Below are 15484 nucleotides of genomic sequence, written 5' to 3' on the forward strand. Positions count from 1 at the left end.
CGAGGTTCTAGAGAATTAATGGACGATTACCTATCTGCTTGACCACGGCATAATTTCAGTGATGACCTCTTGACCTTCCTTGATTGATCTCTTCATCATCATGGATAAATAATGATCCTGTGCTGCCTTTGCAAAATTATAGAATGAAGGTCCCAAATCTAACGCATAGAGGCCCATCTTATACATGCTTGTCGCAACAGCAATCTCATCGTCCGACAGCCTTCCGCTTTCGAATCGATTCTCATAGATCATCTCCGATTCAAATTGGATTCCCCGGTGCGCGTATCCTTCCAGATTTCCTCCGTGTCCTGTATCTATTCTTCTTAAGCGGGATGTGACGGGCGTTCTGAAATCCTTCAGATAAGAAACCTCGTCATTGACAATTTCTCCACGCTCCCCGCGAACCAAGATCCGATTCCCCCGAATCCAAGAGAAGTACTGAACATTGGAAAAATCAAACACCGCGGTCTTCTCTCCAAATTGAAATACTGCCAATTCCTGAATGGACTCAACGATCTCTTCGTTTTCAGGCAAGCCCTGTCTGCCCGGTCCTTTCACAATGGGACTTGTAAATTGATGTCCTGTAATACTCGCCTTCTCATACCCGGCCCCCAGCAATTCTCTGATCAGGCTTATTCCATGATATCCATGTGCAGCTGATACTTGAACATGAGAGACCTCACCAAGAATACCGGACCGGGCAAGACGAATTCTGGCCGCATGCATCGGCTGATACAAGTACTGCTCTGCGACTTCCACCTTAGCATTTGCGGGCAGCTCCTGATGCAGCTTCAATAGTCCGTCCATATCTGGAGCTGGAGGCGTCTCGGCGAGTACAGGTATTCCCTGCTTGCTCAGCTCAGCTATGTAATTCGGATTGGCATCCCATGGTACAGAAATAATCGCATACGAATAGTCCCGGTTCTCCAGGAATTGATCCAATGTTGTTACGGTCTTTATTCCCCATTTCTTCTGAAATAGGTCAGCCTTAGCCCCATTTCGAACCAACACTCTGCTTACTTCAAATAGATCCGGCAGCATTGCGGCCACACGCATAAAAAATTCAGCTCTCCAGCCAGCCCCAATTACTGAGAATACGATTTTATTTTTATCCATCTCTCATCCTCAACCTTCCATTTCATATCATCCTATTTATAACACATCGCCCTAGGGGCTGACTCAATTTCTGGATTGGACACGCAAAAAAACAGCGGACTAATACATCCGCCGTTCGATAATGTTAACCGATCTTTATGGAGTTAAGACAGGAGCCGTACGATGCTGGGTGTTCTGTTCGTAGGAGTAGGCAAGCTTGATCAATGTCGGTTCACTGAAAGGTCTTCCGATGAAATCCAACCCAACCGGCATGTTGTCAGAGGCTCTGAAGCCAGCCGGAACCGTTATTGTCGGGTAACCTGTAAAGGAGCTGAGCTTAAAGCCATCGCCGATGGTTTGCTCATCCCCGATCTTTGAAATCGGGTTTGCGGAAGTAGGAAAAATAAGAGCATCCAGATCATAATCCGCCATCATCTTAAGTACGGCATCCTGTGCTAATTGGGTACGATGAAGAACAATATCTTTGTATGACTCATCCTCAAGGGATTCCCGATTGTTGCGCTCAATAAGCTGTGTCTTTACCGATTCATCGTATAAGCCGGATTCGATGATCGCTGCAAGATCCTCATATGCCCGTTCTTCTCCCAGCGATTCGAGATAATCATTAAACTGAAATTTGAATTCCCAGCCGCTAAGACTGGCATAACTGTTGATCTGTTTAAAGTTAGGGATCTCAACATGATCAATGAGTACAGCACCTTGGTCTTTCATGTCCTGAATTGCCTCATCCATCACATCATTGATATCTGGATCCGAGCCAAACACTTCACGGACAATACCAATTCTGGCCCCGTTTAATCCTGCTGGGTCCAAATAATGCAGATATGACTCCGGAATGCGGTCCACACTTGCTGCTGTAGTCACATCATCAGGGTCATAGCCTACTGTTGCGTCAAGAATTGCAGCTGCGTCAGCAACGGTTCTAGCAATCGGCCCTCCAGTATCCTGTGTCAATGCTAATGGCATGATTCCGTCTCTACTCGACAAACCAATGGTGGGACGAATTCCGACCAGATTGTTAAATGAAGACGGCACTCGAATAGAACCGCCGGTATCACTGCCCATTCCTGCTGCGGCAAAGCTCGCCGCAATCGATGCCCCCGTCCCGCCACTTGAGCCTCCAGGCACTTTGGATACATTATACGGATTTAGCGTCTGACCAGACACCGAGCTTACTGTTGTATATCCAAATGCAAATTCGTGCAAATTGGACTTCGCTAGTATGATTGCCCCGGCTTCTTTCAGCTTCTCTACTTGATATGCATCATCCAATGGAACACTTTCTTTTAATGCTAATGAACCTCCCGTAGTTGGCATGTCCGCTGTATCGAAATTATCTTTTAAAATGACAGGTATTCCATGAAGGGCACCTCTTGATCCACTCTTCCCACGCTCGGCATCCAGCTCCTTAGCCAGCTCGTCCGCCTGCTCATTAAGGGAAATAATTGAGTTAAGCTTCGGGCCCTGTACATCGTATTTCTCGATACGTTCCAGATACATATCCACCAGCTCTGCGGAGGTAACTCTTCCCGAAGTCATTGCTTTCTGCAAATCCGAGATGGATGCCTCTACGACACTCACCGGCTGTAAATATTGATAGACCCTGAGAGCAACAACTGCTGCATCCCCTTTGGTAAGGGGTTTACCATAACCATATGTATGTTCCGCAATCCCCTTCATCACGCCGGCCGTCGTGATTACACCAATTGAGCTTGCATAAGGACTATTGATCGGAATGTCCTGATACAGCATTTCTTCAACATAAGGCACATCAATTATTTCATCCAGCAAGAGAGCTGCCACTTCTCTCTTGATCTGATCCGAATGCGTAATTTCCGTAATAAGACGCTCAGCGCCGGCTTCCTTGGCCGCCAGATTAATGAGCTCCGCAAACTGTTCGGTACTGATGGACTTGTGTCGTTCAGTTTCCACTGTCCATTCACTCGGAGCCCAATTCAGTTCCATAAATTCAGACCATTCCGTGCTGACAGGTGCTGCAACCGCTCTCTCGCCAGAAAAACCGGCTACTGGAAGCAGCAGCCCTCCAGCCAAGAGCACACTCATAATTTGCATTTTGCTATTTCTCATACTCCATTCCCTCGCCCTCATTCTATTAATGTTATCTAAACTAACATATAATAGAATAAGAGACTTGTAAATAAGGGAATTCGAACATTATTTTAGCTATTCGTACGTAAATCGGATTAAAAAATACAAAAATCGCACTTTCACACGTAAGGTTTACTCACATTATTTAAATCATTTCCAGAGGCACTTTATGATCGGGCTTCGGAAATGCTATATCCAGCTCGTTGAGATCTTCCTCCGTTAGCTCCACCTCATACACAGCAGCATTTTGTTTTACATGCTCCTCCTTAGAGGATTTAGGGATAGCGAGCACTTGACCGTTCCGAATACTCCAAGCAAGCATTAACTGCAGCGGAGTTATATTATGTTTCTCTGCAACTGACATTACAGTCTCATTGCCAATAATTTCACGACGCAGTGTACCTCCCTGTGCAAGCGGAGAATAGGCCATAATTGGGATCTGATGCTCCGCCTGCCATGGCATGAGATCAACCTCAATCCCTCTCGAGCCAAGGTGATACAGTACCTGATTAACCGCACAATTACTGCCTTTAGATACAGATACCAGCTCTTCCATATCTTCTGTATCCAGATTGGAAACGCCCCAACGCGCGATTTTGCCGTCCTGAACAAGCTTCTCCATACCTTCTACTGTTTCGGCCAGCGGTACGTCTCCTCTCCAGTGAAGCAAATACAAATCCAAATGGTCTGTCTTCAGTCTGCGCAGGCTCTGCTCACAGCGGGTAATGATCCGGTTTCGTCCTGCATTATGAGGATATACTTTAGAGACAAGGAATACTTCTTCCCTAATACCATGGATCGCTTCTCCCACAAGTGATTCGGACAAGCCCTCGCCATACATTTCTGCGGTATCAATAACATGCATGCCCAGCTCAACACCAAGGCGAAGTGCAGCAATCTCTTCATTTCGTACGGAAGGATCATCTCCCATGCGCCAGGTTCCTTGTCCAATTGCGGGAAGCACGGTGCCATCTGCCAGCTTAATTGTATTTCTCTTGATCATGATTACATCTCCTTTTTATGCTGTAATATTACATTTAATGAATTAGGTAATTGCTGGATTATCCGGCTACGAATGTTATACCCGAATCTGATATCTCATAATCGAACGATGTTACATTCAGGCGACCAATAAGAATATATGTTCCCATATAGCCTTTCATGTATTATAATAGAATCTGTTCTATCAGAATAGAGGTGTATCTATGTCCAAAAGAGATATTCAGTATTTATATAAAAATCCAAAGTCACTGATGAATAAAGGAACTGGATTCCTGTCTGGCTACACCCATACGTTGAATCCATATACCGGGTGTTCGTTTGGATGCTCGTATTGCTACGTCCGCCGGATGCCTGTCTCTCTATTTCGCGGGTCGGAATGGGGAACTTGGGTAGATGTGAAGCAGGAAGCGTCAACCGTATTCCTTAAGGAATTAAAGCGTGCCACAGCTAAGGGGCCGGTTACGATCTTTATGTCTTCCAGTACAGATCCTTATCAGCCCATCGAATATAAAGAGCAGATTACTCGTTCCCTGCTGGAAGCAATGTGCGAATCTCCTCCGGATTTTATACTGGTACAAACCAGAAGCCCTCTCGTCACTAGGGATATCGATTTATTCACAGCACTGGGTGACAGGGTGCGTGTCAGTATTACGATCGAAACCGATCTGGATGAGGTCAGAAAACATTTTTCTCCCTCTGCTCCTCCTATTGCTGCCCGTATAAAGGCACTGCAGAAATTAACAGAGGCAGGCATTCCGACTCAAGCAGCGATCGCTCCGATTCTGCCAAGCAGTGAGGCTTTTGCCTCCAAGCTTAGTCATGCCACCAACCGCGTTACCATTGATGATTATTTCATGGGAGATGGCAGCGGCGGTAAAAGAACAAGGCAGCTGGGGATGGATGCTTTATATGATGAGATAGACTCATCAGCATGGTATGACTCCGCTGCATATCAAATCGTCCTTTCTCGGATGCGAAGCGTTTTTCCGGAAGATCGGGTATATATTAGTCAAGAGGGCTTTGAGCCTTAAGATATATGCAAGAAGGTCCTGCACTACTGAATATTCAGCAGAGCAGGACCTTCTTATTATTCATCAAGCAAAATATTGTTCGCCCTGTTACTTCACATTACTTCACAACAAGGACAGGACAATGCACATTCTTCACTACTTTATGACTTACACTTCCAAGCACCATAAGAATATCTGTTTTAATGTGTACTCAATTTACCCTTGCTGTCTGTAAATACCGCCAGCTTATCGATCATGCGCTGACTCGCTTCATTTAGTCCGGTCAGTCTGACTTCATTGTTATTCTCTCTGTATTTCAAGATGATTTTATCAATCGCGCCTACAGCAGAATCATCCCAAACATGAGAATTGGAGAAGTCAATGACGATGTCGCGATCTTGTACAGACAGATCAAAGGATTGTTCAAATGTCGTGGTAGAGGCGAAGAATAATTGTCCCTTCACCTTGAACACCTGTTTCTTGACATCCTCCGCTGGCTTGGTCACTTCCAGTTTCGATATCTTCGCCACGAAGAACACCGCGCTTAAGATGACACCAGCAATAACTCCTTTGGAGAGGTCATGGGTGGCAACAACAATAATTACGGTAACCACCATAACGATGGCGTCCGGACGGGGCGCTTTTTTCAAATATTGGAATGAAGACCAATCAAACGTCCCGATACAGACCATGACCATGATTCCAGCAAGAACGGGCATCGGCATTAGGACTACCAGATCACCAAGTACAAGAATCAGAAACATAAGAAACAGCCCTGCCACGAGCGTTGACAAACGGCTGCGTCCGCCTGATTTTACGTTAATCATGGACTGACCGATCATGGCGCATCCCGCCATACCGCCGAAGAACGCTGTGACGAAGTTTGCAATCCCTTGCCCCCTAGCTTCACGATTCTTGTCACTCTCTGTATCTGTCATATCATCGACAATGGAGGAGGTAAGCAGTGATTCAAGCAAGCCGACAATTGCGAGTGCGAAAGAATATGGTAATATAATCTGTAGTGTTTCGATAGAGAACGGCACATCAGGCATCAAAAATGACGGTAAGGTCTGGGTAATGTTCCCCATATCCCCTACGGTCTGGAGATTAAATCCTGTAAATACGGATACAACAGTTAATACGACGATGGCAATCAATGGTGCAGGAATGGCCTTGAAGAATCGAGGCACGACGTATACGATAAGCAGTGTGATACCTAGGAACACATAGGTTGCTCCATTGATGCCCCAGAAATAAGGGACCTGCGCCATAAAGATCAGAATGGCCAGTGAATTGACGAAGCCAATCATGACGGCACGTGGAATAAACTTCATCAGTGTAGCTACTTTGAACACACCTAGCAGGAATTGAATAATACCTGTTAATATGGTAGCTGCAAGCATGTACTCAATCCCGTGCTCCCTCACCAGGGGAGCAAGAACCAAGGCCATGGCCCCTGTCGCTGCTGAGATCATCGCTGGTCTGCCGCCAGCAAAAGCAATGATTACAGCAATACAGAAGGAAGCATACAAACCGACCATAGGGTCCACACCCGCAATCAGTGAGAAGGCAATGGCTTCCGGGATGAGCGCAAGAGCTACAACAATGCCGGACAAAATATCAGCTCTTACATTAAAAAACCATGTTCTCTTGAGATTTTCTAACACTTTCTCTCCACACCTCTTTATCTATTTTTGAGAACCTGACTTTTAAGTCTCATAAAAGTCAAGGCATCATATACATCCAAGTTATCAATACCTTCGTTAGTTTATCATGGATCGTTCCAAAATGGAACCTTTTTGAGACTAGTGAATGTCCAAGGAGTTTAATACATGCTAATCGGATATGTAAGACCTTATCAGGACGATTTACAATGTAACCACCAGCAAGCCGTATTGGCCCAATATGCCTGCGAGCATATCATTGCCGAGGAGCATGGCTCTGCTAAGAAACGAACTGCGTTGTACGGTCTATTAGACAAGCTAGTGCCCGGTGATCATATCGTTGTTGCTAAATTATTTGCACTCGCTGATTCAACGAGGCACCTGGCCGAACTGCTCGATGGGCTGCGCAATAGAGGCTGCTATCTTATTTCCGCAAAAGAAGGGATCAATACAAGTGCTTCTACCGGCTTGGCCTTTCATGAGATGGTACACCAACTGCTCGATTTTCAAAGTGATGTAATTAGTGAGAAGACTAAAAAAGGATTATATGAAGCAAAGCAGAAGGGGATTAGACCCGGACGCCCCAAAAAACCGGACGAAAACGTCAAAAAAGCGATTGTTATGTATCAAAGCAATCAATATAGTCTGGCACAGATAAAAGACGAAACTGGAATCAGCAAATCTACACTGTATCGATATCTCGATTCCGAAAATTAAACTTGGAGGAAATGGCATGGCCACGATAGATGATTTTGTAAAGCTGGATATTCGTATCGGGACCATTATTAAGGCAGCGGCTTTTCCGGAAGCAAGAAAGCCCGCAATCAAGCTGGAGATCAATTTTGGAGAACTAGGGATCAAGCAGTCTTCTGCACAAATCACGAAACGATATATACCCGATGAATTAATCGGAAGGCAGATTGCAGCAGTAGTAAACTTCCCTCCGCGCCGAATCGCCGGCTATGTATCCGAGGTTCTCGTACTCGGCGGCGTTCCAGAAGAAGGCGATGTCATCTTGCTGAGACCCGATGAAGAAGTGCCTAATGGAACACCGATCGCTTAAAAATTGCAATCTCGAACCGCACAAAGGAGCAGACCTTTGATTTTCAATTAATCAAAAGGTCTGCTCCTCCGTTCATTTTACAAATCGGATCGGCCATGAACACTCATCTGCTCCATTCATTAGCCGAGTATAACGAATCACTCGTTAGGCTGCTCCAGAACCAAGACCTCAGTCCAAGAATGACCTCCGTCTCCCGTTCGATAAATTGCAGGATGCATGAGGCTTGTATCTGCCATCCAGCCTTTATTACGTTCCGTGAAGGAAATGTCACTTTCGTATCCTTGAATAGACGGCAGGTTCTTCCACGTCTTCCCGCCATCGGAAGAGCTTCCCATGCCGATCTTCTCCCCTGCCGGTGAGAACCCAGCGAGATAGGCCGCCCCAGTTACAAGCGATAAATTTCCTGGATGCCCGGCAGGTGCTGCAGGACCGGCATCTGTATACCCTGGTTCGTCGCCAGGCCCGGGTCCGGCTCCTGCTGTATCTTGACCGATCACTTTGACAAAGCTCTGACCGGCATTGCTCGAAGCGTATACGGCGTAGGATTGCTGGGACATACCAGCCCCGCCGTTCAGCCTCACCCATACCTCCTGGCCGTTCACGGCGATTTCACCGCCACTAACTGTCTCCGAGGATACGGAGAGACGTACCTTCCAGTCTGTGCCGCCATTTGTCGTTTGATGCAGCTTATATCCGTATCCCGGATGAACTGTCAGTGCATAACCTTTCTTCGCATCTGTGAATACCGCATATCTTGTATTCGTCGGTGTGGCTATCTTGCTCCAGCTGCTGCCTCCATCGTAGGTATGGTAAGTGTAAGCCTGGGAGTAGCCAAATCCCTCATCCTCCTTAGTGAAATCGATACGCTGCAGATACATGTCCCCCGTTTTTATCTTCGTTAATGACTTACCACCATCATCCGTATGCAGTAGCGCATTCGGTCCGTCAATTGAGGATTTTGCCAGCGCATAACATACTTTATTATTGATAAAATCAAGCTGAGTGAACTGCCAAGTTCCTGTATAGATGTTCTGCCAGTGATCACCGGCATCGGATGTGCCAATCATATATCCATTACCTGCTGCACGTCCCGTCGTTCCGTTTAAGAACTGAATGTCACTAATATAGAAGGTCTCTCCTCCTGCAGGCTTATTCCCTGTGAGCTCACTCGTATCCTGAGCTGAGACCGAACCCATTGCAGTCATAGATCCTGTCAGCGCTAAAGTTAAAGTTAATTTCGTTAATCTAGCGAATGGAGCTAGTCTTCCGGTTGTTCTGCTTCCCATGATTCATTCTCCCCTTTATGTCAACAGCTTGTATACTCTTGCTTCAAATGGCTTTAATGTGAATTGCTTAGAGATGCCCTTATCCTGAATTTCATAGTTATGAATCAGCAGCTGTGAATCGGAGTACTTAATATTTTCATTAAGCATGAATTCCGCTTCCTGTTCTGAGTAATTTAGCACAACGATGAGCATCTCTTGTTCTAGTGATCTTGTATAGGCATAGATCTGTTCGTCCTCCTCATGTAGCAGCTCATAATCACCATACACAATAACAGGATGTTCTTTTCTAAGCTGAATCAGCTTCTGATAATAGTAAAACACCGAATTCGGATCTGACAGTGCCTCTTCAACATTGATTGCTGTATAGTTCGGATTCAGCTGAATCCAGGGTGTACCTGTCGTAAATCCAGCATGTTCACGTTGATTCCAGTGCATCGGTGTTCTTGCATTGTCTCTGCTTCGCTCATAGATTGACTGCATTAACAGATCATGCTGATGCCCGGACTGAGTATACTCGTGGAACATATTTAAGGTTTCAATATCCCTATAATCATCTATCGAAGCAAAATTCACATTCGTCATTCCGATTTCTTCCCCTTGATATATATAAGGTGTCCCTTTCAGCGTATGCAGCAGAGTGCCCAGCAATTTGGCCGATTCTATTCTATAACGATCATCATTTCCGAAACGTGAGACCATTCTCGGCTGATCATGATTGTTCAAATACAGGCTGTTCCAGCCTCGATCCTTCAGCGTTTGCTGCCATTTGTGCATTACCCGCTTAAAATCACTCAGTTTCCATGGAATGATATCCCATTTGCCAAGCGGTCCGTTGCCTACATTCATCAGCTCGAAATGAAATACCATGTTCAATTCGTTGCGATCTTCCGCTACGTAATTAACGGCCTCTTCAGGTGATACATCTAAACATTCACCTACCGTCATAATGTCGTACTTCGAGAGAACTTCCCGATTCATCTCCTGCAAATATTCGTGCACTCTCGGTCCGTTCACAAAATATTCCCCTCCCCAATGATAGGAGGAATCTCCTGTTTCCTCGGCGTCTGGAAACCGCTGATCCTTTGATATCAAATTAATAACATCCATGCGAAATCCATCAATACCTTTGTCCAGCCACCAGGTCATCATCTGGTACACTTCCTTGCGTACCTGCTCGTTCTCCCAATTTAAATCTGGCTGCTTCTTGGAGAATAGATGCAGATAGTACTCATTCGTTTCGGGCTGATGCTGCCAGGCAGAACCGCGAAAATAAGACATCCAATTGCTCGGTTCCTCTCCATTCTTGCCTGGCCGCCATATATAGTAATCTCGATACACATTATCCTTGGACTTCTGTGCTTCTACGAACCAAGCATGCTCATCTGAAGTATGATTGACGACTAGATCCATGATCAGTTTCATTCCACGTTCATGCAGACCCTCGAGCAGCTCCTCCCAATCCTCTAATGTCCCGAACTCATCCATAATCTGCTGATAATGCCTTATATCGTAGCCGTTATCATCATTCGGAGAGTCATAGACAGGGCACAGCCATACGACATCTGCGCCAAGTTTTTTTAAGTAATCCAGCTTCGAGATGATTCCTTGAAGATCACCGATACCGTCTCCGTTGCTATCCATGAAGCTGCGTGGGTAAATTTGGTATACGACACTTTCTTTCCACCATTGCTTTTTCATAACTGTTGATGTGCACTTCCCTTCTCTGCTGACTTTAACTAGCTTTAAATATTAATTACTTTCTTATATAGTTATTTAACCAATATACTTCATTACTTATTTCCATTTTTCTAGCTTGTCCAATCTAGATCTTGAACATTAGGAAGTAAAGACAAAAAAAGAAGGGAGCAGTCTCCCATCTCTACTCATGATTTAGTTCGAAAAATTATCTTGTGATCCTAGATAACATGGACTCAAATTGATCGCAGTATATAGAAGTGGAAAATTCGCTCTTAATATGCTGCTCAGCAGCCGAAATAATCTGATTCCTTAAGCCTCGGTTTCGCATTAAGGTGAGAGATTCACCTACCGCATGCTTGATATCTCCGAGGTTATAATATTTGCCGGTTACATTATGCTTAATAAACCGCTTTACTCCATCCGAGTCGGTAGATAGTACCGGGCATCTGCATAGCATTGCTTCTGCTACAGCGTAGCCAAAGCCCTCTTTAATCGAGGTCGAGCACAAGAATCCTCCTGAATCTCCAATGATTGATAAATAGTCCGCCATTTGCTCATGAGGAATATTCGAGTATCGAATCAATCGCTCAGACAAATTTAGTGTACGTACACTAAATTCGAAATAATCTTTCTGCGAGGGATCGGATAGTGTATCATCATCGAACATCCATAAATACAGATCGGGAATCTGCTTACGCAGCTCAAAACCGATTCTTAAGTATTCGCTCCAATTCTTGTTCTGTTCGATACGGCCGATCCAGCCTATAATCGGATAGGGTTTAGGGGGATAGGACACATATCCAAAGTGCTCCGTATCCAGTGGATCATCAAAACAGAACTGCGGGATGGCAGGGAAGATTTGCTCAAACCACTGCTTTAAATGTGAAGTTCGGGGATATAACAATGCGTCTGCATATTCTCGAATTCCTGAATCGAACACCTTCAGCAGCTCAAGGGCAGTGTCTGTCGTACCCAGTCCTTGAATCTCAAAGACCGCTTTGCCACGAAAGCCCATTTCCTTTACCTTTTGAAGCAGATGAATGTCTGTACAAACGACGATGATGTCATAATCCTCTGATTCAATGATACGCTTGATTTCCTCGTTATCATTAGTTACGAACGTTTTAATCCCTTTTATATTTTTACGTCCTTCACCATCAACCGCATATAATAGATGACATTCATACCCGCGAGCCATAAGTGCCTTGCTTCTTATCCGATTTAGCGTCTCCATACCACCGCTCGGATTAAAAAAAGTAAATAGTATTTTCATCCTCCACTACCACGCATTCATATATTTAAATTTTATGGCCTGAACAAGCTGCTCAGTTTTAAACAATTCGTTATAATAATCAAGCTTCTGCGGCAAATAGGGTGCGAACCGATAACCGATCTGTGAATGATCTGGTGTGTAATAATTAGACATTGCGCTTGGCTCGGCCTTCGATAATTCGATTAGCAAGGTTTCCATTTCCACCACGTCTGTTGTACATACATTGTTTAGAATCATCGTGTAAGGGGTTTGAATCATCTGAACCGCAATGAGACTGGCTACAAGTTCATTTACTGTGGGATACCACTTGAAATCCGTTATGGGATGGGGGACTTTGGACAACAGTACTTGAGCACTCTGATCTGTGGTCAGATCCAGCACATAGCAATAGTAATTACTAAAGCTTTGCTCATATAGATTCTCCAATCTCATAAGAGCTGCTTCATCTGCGATACTTATGGGGAACAACACCGTGACTTGAGGCTTCATTTTTCTTCTTGATCGAGCCAGATGACGTGCCAAATGATACGTATATCTCCATCTTCGATGCTGCTCACTTGATTTGAGTGTCGCCGACACGCTATAGGTCGAATTCACTCTGTAATCCATCAGCTCGACCGGGATATATCGAATCTCGCAATTCTCCGTCAAACGGAGCCAATAATCATAATCCTCTACAGGTACAAGATGATAACCATCAATCATTTTGGCATACTTGGACTTATACATAAACGAAACACCGATAATCGATGAATCCAGCAGCCTCTCCTTGGGTCTGCTCTGGTATTTGCGTAGTGCAGCCAGCTGATGCTCATTATGAAGACGGCTTCCGTTATTATCAATAGACTGAAAGGAGCTGTATACCAAACCTAACTCATCAGATCCCTTCTTCAGCTCTCTGCGCAGCATCTCCAGATAATAGGGATAATACACGTTGTCACTTGATACCCACGTCAAATATTCGATATGTTCATCCAAGAACAAATGCTGGAATCCGGTATTCAGTGCATGCGCAACACCTTGATTATTAGGATAAGCTACGATTTTAACTCGCTGATCTCCATTCACTATGCTCTTGACCAGCGGTTCCATCTCAGGAGCACCATCAATTACAATCACCATCTTGAATTTGCTAAAAGATTGGTTTAACACGGACTCCAGTGCTGCTTGGAGAAATTCGGGCTTCTGTACATATACAGGCATGACCACACCTAAATCAATCAAACCCAATCACCTCTTCCGCACATTTGGTATAGTGTATGAATCGTTGGACAAATGGATTGTGCGGATACCCTCATTCCCACAACTCGATCAAACCCGAAGAACCCATTGTTATAAAACAATGGGCAGATAAAATGTTCTATAAAATGAAACTTTGGCTGTATTAAATGGACAATGCAGAAATAGGAGTCAGTTCGGATTGAAGCACACCTTGCTCTGTAACAAGATTACCAAATTCATCTAAACCAAAAGTAGATATTGCCGCTTCTGTAAGGGTCGTGTCAATATTGTACTGCACTTCATAAGCCACATTTCCTGCAATATTAAATGAGCGAATGTCTGCGTTATCTGGAGCGATCGAATAACTGGAGACATATAACGGAGTAAGTGTCAAAGTGGTTATTGGAACGACGTAGACCACTACGATGATACTGGCAACAGAGTTCCCCACATTTCGAACACTAACTACCGCATTCGTAGCAGCTGTACCAAAAGCTCTTGTGTTTGTAATAAGTCCAGTAGTATACACGGGCATACCTTTCTCCTCCTTTCATCTTACACTATCATTTATATTCAGCAGATTCAGAGAGTTATAGACTAACACCTTTACATGTGCGGATTTATGACAAAAACGGGTGTTGTCCCAATCAGAACCGATGCTGTGTATATAGAATAAGAATAGATAAGACGAACGAAAGGAGGAGATTGCCGTTGACCAATTTTAATTTTCAAGTGACTCCAGTTGGTAATCCCAAGTTCGAACCTAGTGTCGCCGTGAATTATCTAATCCCCGGCATCATGGTCGCTACCGCAGTGGATACAACAACAGGAGTCCCGATCATTGGGGTATACCGATCCTTGAACGGTGGATTTTCTTGGTCCAATGCCCTCTTACCCCTTCCTCCAGGGTTCACAGGAGCAGAGGCTTCTGCGGTTGCTTATGCCTTTCCAAATACTTTTGTCATTACTGCCCATGCTTTTCCTGGCGCGTCTGACGGGACAGCGATCATTTATATATCTACCGACAATGGGGCAACATTCAGCGCACCGAGAATAGTAAATCAGGGATATGGTACTTATATAAATAATGATGAGACGAATGTCATATGCGATACGGCTCAGTCCAGTCCTTATCTAGGAAATATCTATGTGACCTACAATCACCAGTTTAATGTAGCGAATGCAGGGAACTCCACAGCCTTCTTCAGCAGATCAACCGATGGTGGTATTACGTGGCAGACACCTGTACTTCTATCTAGTGAAGCGGATCAAGTCGAACGTCCGGAGGTAGCTGTAGGTCTAACCGGAACCGTGTACGGAGCCTGGATCACGACTGATCCGACAGGACGTTTTGTTGTTCGCCGTTCCTTTGATGGAGGAGTAACCTTTGAGCCTCCAGTTCTCGTCTCCACCGTTTCCCTCGTTCCTACCGTACTTCCCGTTCCCGGATACGGTTTTCGTGTCCTTACCTTTGCCAGCATTTCCACTGATCGCTCTATAGGTCCGAATACAGAGGCCGTTTATGCTGTATGGCAGGATTTTCGACTGGGGTACTCGGATATATTTATGTCCAAATCTACAGACCTCGGAGGAACCTGGTCTGCACCCGTAAGTATTACCGGCGCGCCAGCTGGTTCACAGAACTTCTTCCCTTCTGTTGATGTCGATCCACTTACCGGAGTCGTTAACATCATTTATTATAGCAATCAGATCAATGGGTTCAATCTTGATGTATATGTTGCCCGCTCCATCAATGGAGGTCAGACCTTTACTAACACACGGATCACCAATGTCTCATTTAATCCAAACGGTTCAAGTCCCACCCCAGTTCCGCTGATTGGTGATTACATTGATATTATCAGTGTTCCTCCAGGGGGTTACATTGGTGTCTGGACAGATACCAGTACCGGAGCTCAAACTATCTTTGCAGGATATTCGGATATTGTCATTACTTGAATCCATATACACCTGGTTTATTCGAACAAAAATAGATCATTCGTCAAAGAACGAATGATCTATTTTAACGCCTACATGCCTCTAAC

Annotated in this window: 14 protein-coding genes; 4 read left to right on the forward strand and 10 right to left on the reverse strand. The window is 44.8% G+C overall.

Annotation, left to right across the window (positions count from 1 at the left end; all coding sequences use genetic code 11):
* Window positions 1–30 precede the first annotated feature (30 nt).
* From BK126_RS00930 to BK126_RS00940, 3 genes are all read right to left on the reverse strand, one after another.
* Window positions 31–1116 carry a Gfo/Idh/MocA family protein gene (locus BK126_RS00930; RefSeq protein WP_076310874.1) on the reverse strand — a complete coding sequence of 362 codons (1086 nt, stop codon included), beginning with the start codon at window positions 1114–1116 and terminating at the stop codon, window positions 31–33.
* Window positions 1117–1251: 135 nt separating this feature from the next.
* Window positions 1252–3204: an amidase family protein gene (locus tag BK126_RS00935; protein ID WP_256702665.1), complete on the reverse strand. Its 1953-nt coding sequence runs from the start codon at window positions 3202–3204 to the stop codon at window positions 1252–1254.
* Between the two features lie 166 nt (window positions 3205–3370).
* On the reverse strand, window positions 3371–4228 hold the full coding sequence (locus tag BK126_RS00940; protein ID WP_076310876.1) for an aldo/keto reductase: 858 nt from the start codon (window positions 4226–4228) through the stop codon (window positions 3371–3373).
* Window positions 4229–4430: 202 nt separating this feature from the next.
* Between BK126_RS00940 and BK126_RS00945 the strand changes: the two genes are divergently transcribed.
* Window positions 4431–5258, forward strand: a complete 828-nt coding sequence (locus BK126_RS00945) for an SPL family radical SAM protein (protein ID WP_076310877.1) — start codon at window positions 4431–4433, stop codon at window positions 5256–5258.
* Between the two features lie 97 nt (window positions 5259–5355).
* Here the strand turns inward: BK126_RS00945 and BK126_RS30165 are convergent, their stop codons facing one another.
* Together BK126_RS30165 and BK126_RS00955 are read right to left on the reverse strand one after the other, a co-directional pair.
* On the reverse strand, window positions 5356–5424 hold the full coding sequence (locus BK126_RS30165; RefSeq protein ID WP_076312482.1) for a universal stress protein: 69 nt from the start codon (window positions 5422–5424) through the stop codon (window positions 5356–5358).
* 13 nt (window positions 5425–5437) lie between these two features.
* A complete protein-coding gene (locus tag BK126_RS00955; protein WP_076310878.1) occupies window positions 5438–6904 on the reverse strand; it encodes a SulP family inorganic anion transporter in 1467 nt (488 codons plus the stop codon).
* A gap of 165 nt (window positions 6905–7069) precedes the next feature.
* Between BK126_RS00955 and BK126_RS00960 the strand changes: the two genes are divergently transcribed.
* On the forward strand, window positions 7070–7618 hold the full coding sequence (locus BK126_RS00960) for a recombinase family protein (RefSeq protein WP_076310879.1): 549 nt from the start codon (window positions 7070–7072) through the stop codon (window positions 7616–7618).
* A 16-nt stretch (window positions 7619–7634) separates the two neighbouring features.
* Window positions 7635–7964, forward strand: coding sequence for a chaperone CsaA (gene csaA, locus BK126_RS00965; protein WP_076310880.1), 330 nt, complete (start codon window positions 7635–7637; stop codon window positions 7962–7964).
* A 137-nt stretch (window positions 7965–8101) separates the two neighbouring features.
* On the opposite strand, the gene BK126_RS00970 is transcribed toward csaA, so the two are convergent.
* The 5 genes from BK126_RS00970 to BK126_RS00990 form a co-directional block, all read right to left on the reverse strand.
* The gene (locus tag BK126_RS00970) at window positions 8102–9250 is read right to left on the reverse strand and encodes a beta propeller repeat protein (RefSeq protein ID WP_076310881.1); all 1149 of its coding nucleotides are present in this window, start codon (window positions 9248–9250) and stop codon (window positions 8102–8104) included.
* 15 nt (window positions 9251–9265) lie between these two features.
* Window positions 9266–10948 carry a glycoside hydrolase family 13 protein gene (locus BK126_RS00975; RefSeq protein ID WP_076310882.1) on the reverse strand — a complete coding sequence of 561 codons (1683 nt, stop codon included), beginning with the start codon at window positions 10946–10948 and terminating at the stop codon, window positions 9266–9268.
* A gap of 205 nt (window positions 10949–11153) precedes the next feature.
* Window positions 11154–12221, reverse strand: coding sequence for a glycosyltransferase family 4 protein (locus BK126_RS00980; RefSeq protein WP_076310883.1), 1068 nt, complete (start codon window positions 12219–12221; stop codon window positions 11154–11156).
* A 6-nt stretch (window positions 12222–12227) separates the two neighbouring features.
* Window positions 12228–13445, reverse strand: coding sequence for a glycosyltransferase family 2 protein (locus tag BK126_RS00985; protein ID WP_076310884.1), 1218 nt, complete (start codon window positions 13443–13445; stop codon window positions 12228–12230).
* 160 nt (window positions 13446–13605) lie between these two features.
* Window positions 13606–13977, reverse strand: coding sequence for a hypothetical protein (locus tag BK126_RS00990; RefSeq protein WP_047914261.1), 372 nt, complete (start codon window positions 13975–13977; stop codon window positions 13606–13608).
* A gap of 176 nt (window positions 13978–14153) precedes the next feature.
* On the opposite strand from BK126_RS00990, the gene BK126_RS00995 reads away from it, so the two are divergent.
* Window positions 14154–15398: a sialidase family protein gene (locus BK126_RS00995; protein ID WP_076310885.1), complete on the forward strand. Its 1245-nt coding sequence runs from the start codon at window positions 14154–14156 to the stop codon at window positions 15396–15398.
* The last annotated feature ends 86 nt before the right edge of the window (window positions 15399–15484 follow it).

Source organism: Paenibacillus sp. FSL H7-0326, assembly GCF_001955535.1.
Classification (GTDB): Bacteria; Bacillota; Bacilli; order Paenibacillales; family Paenibacillaceae; genus Paenibacillus; species Paenibacillus shunpengii.

Excerpts from the sequence above, each read along its gene's own strand:
- BK126_RS00930 (WP_076310874.1), bottom strand. The coding sequence starts at position 1,116 with ATGGATAAAAATAAAATCGTATTCTCAGTAATTGGGGCTGGCTGGAGA.
- BK126_RS00935 (WP_256702665.1), bottom strand. The coding sequence starts at position 3,204 with ATGAGAAATAGCAAAATGCAAATTATGAGTGTGCTCTTGGCTGGAGGG.
- BK126_RS00940 (WP_076310876.1), bottom strand. The coding sequence starts at position 4,228 with ATGATCAAGAGAAATACAATTAAGCTGGCAGATGGCACCGTGCTTCCC.
- BK126_RS00945 (WP_076310877.1), top strand. The coding sequence starts at position 4,431 with ATGTCCAAAAGAGATATTCAGTATTTATATAAAAATCCAAAGTCACTG.
- BK126_RS00960 (WP_076310879.1), top strand. The coding sequence starts at position 7,070 with ATGCTAATCGGATATGTAAGACCTTATCAGGACGATTTACAATGTAAC.
- csaA (WP_076310880.1), top strand. The coding sequence starts at position 7,635 with ATGGCCACGATAGATGATTTTGTAAAGCTGGATATTCGTATCGGGACC.
- BK126_RS00970 (WP_076310881.1), bottom strand. The coding sequence starts at position 9,250 with ATGGGAAGCAGAACAACCGGAAGACTAGCTCCATTCGCTAGATTAACG.
- BK126_RS00975 (WP_076310882.1), bottom strand. The coding sequence starts at position 10,948 with ATGAAAAAGCAATGGTGGAAAGAAAGTGTCGTATACCAAATTTACCCA.
- BK126_RS00980 (WP_076310883.1), bottom strand. The coding sequence starts at position 12,221 with ATGAAAATACTATTTACTTTTTTTAATCCGAGCGGTGGTATGGAGACG.
- BK126_RS00990 (WP_047914261.1), bottom strand. The coding sequence starts at position 13,977 with ATGCCCGTGTATACTACTGGACTTATTACAAACACAAGAGCTTTTGGT.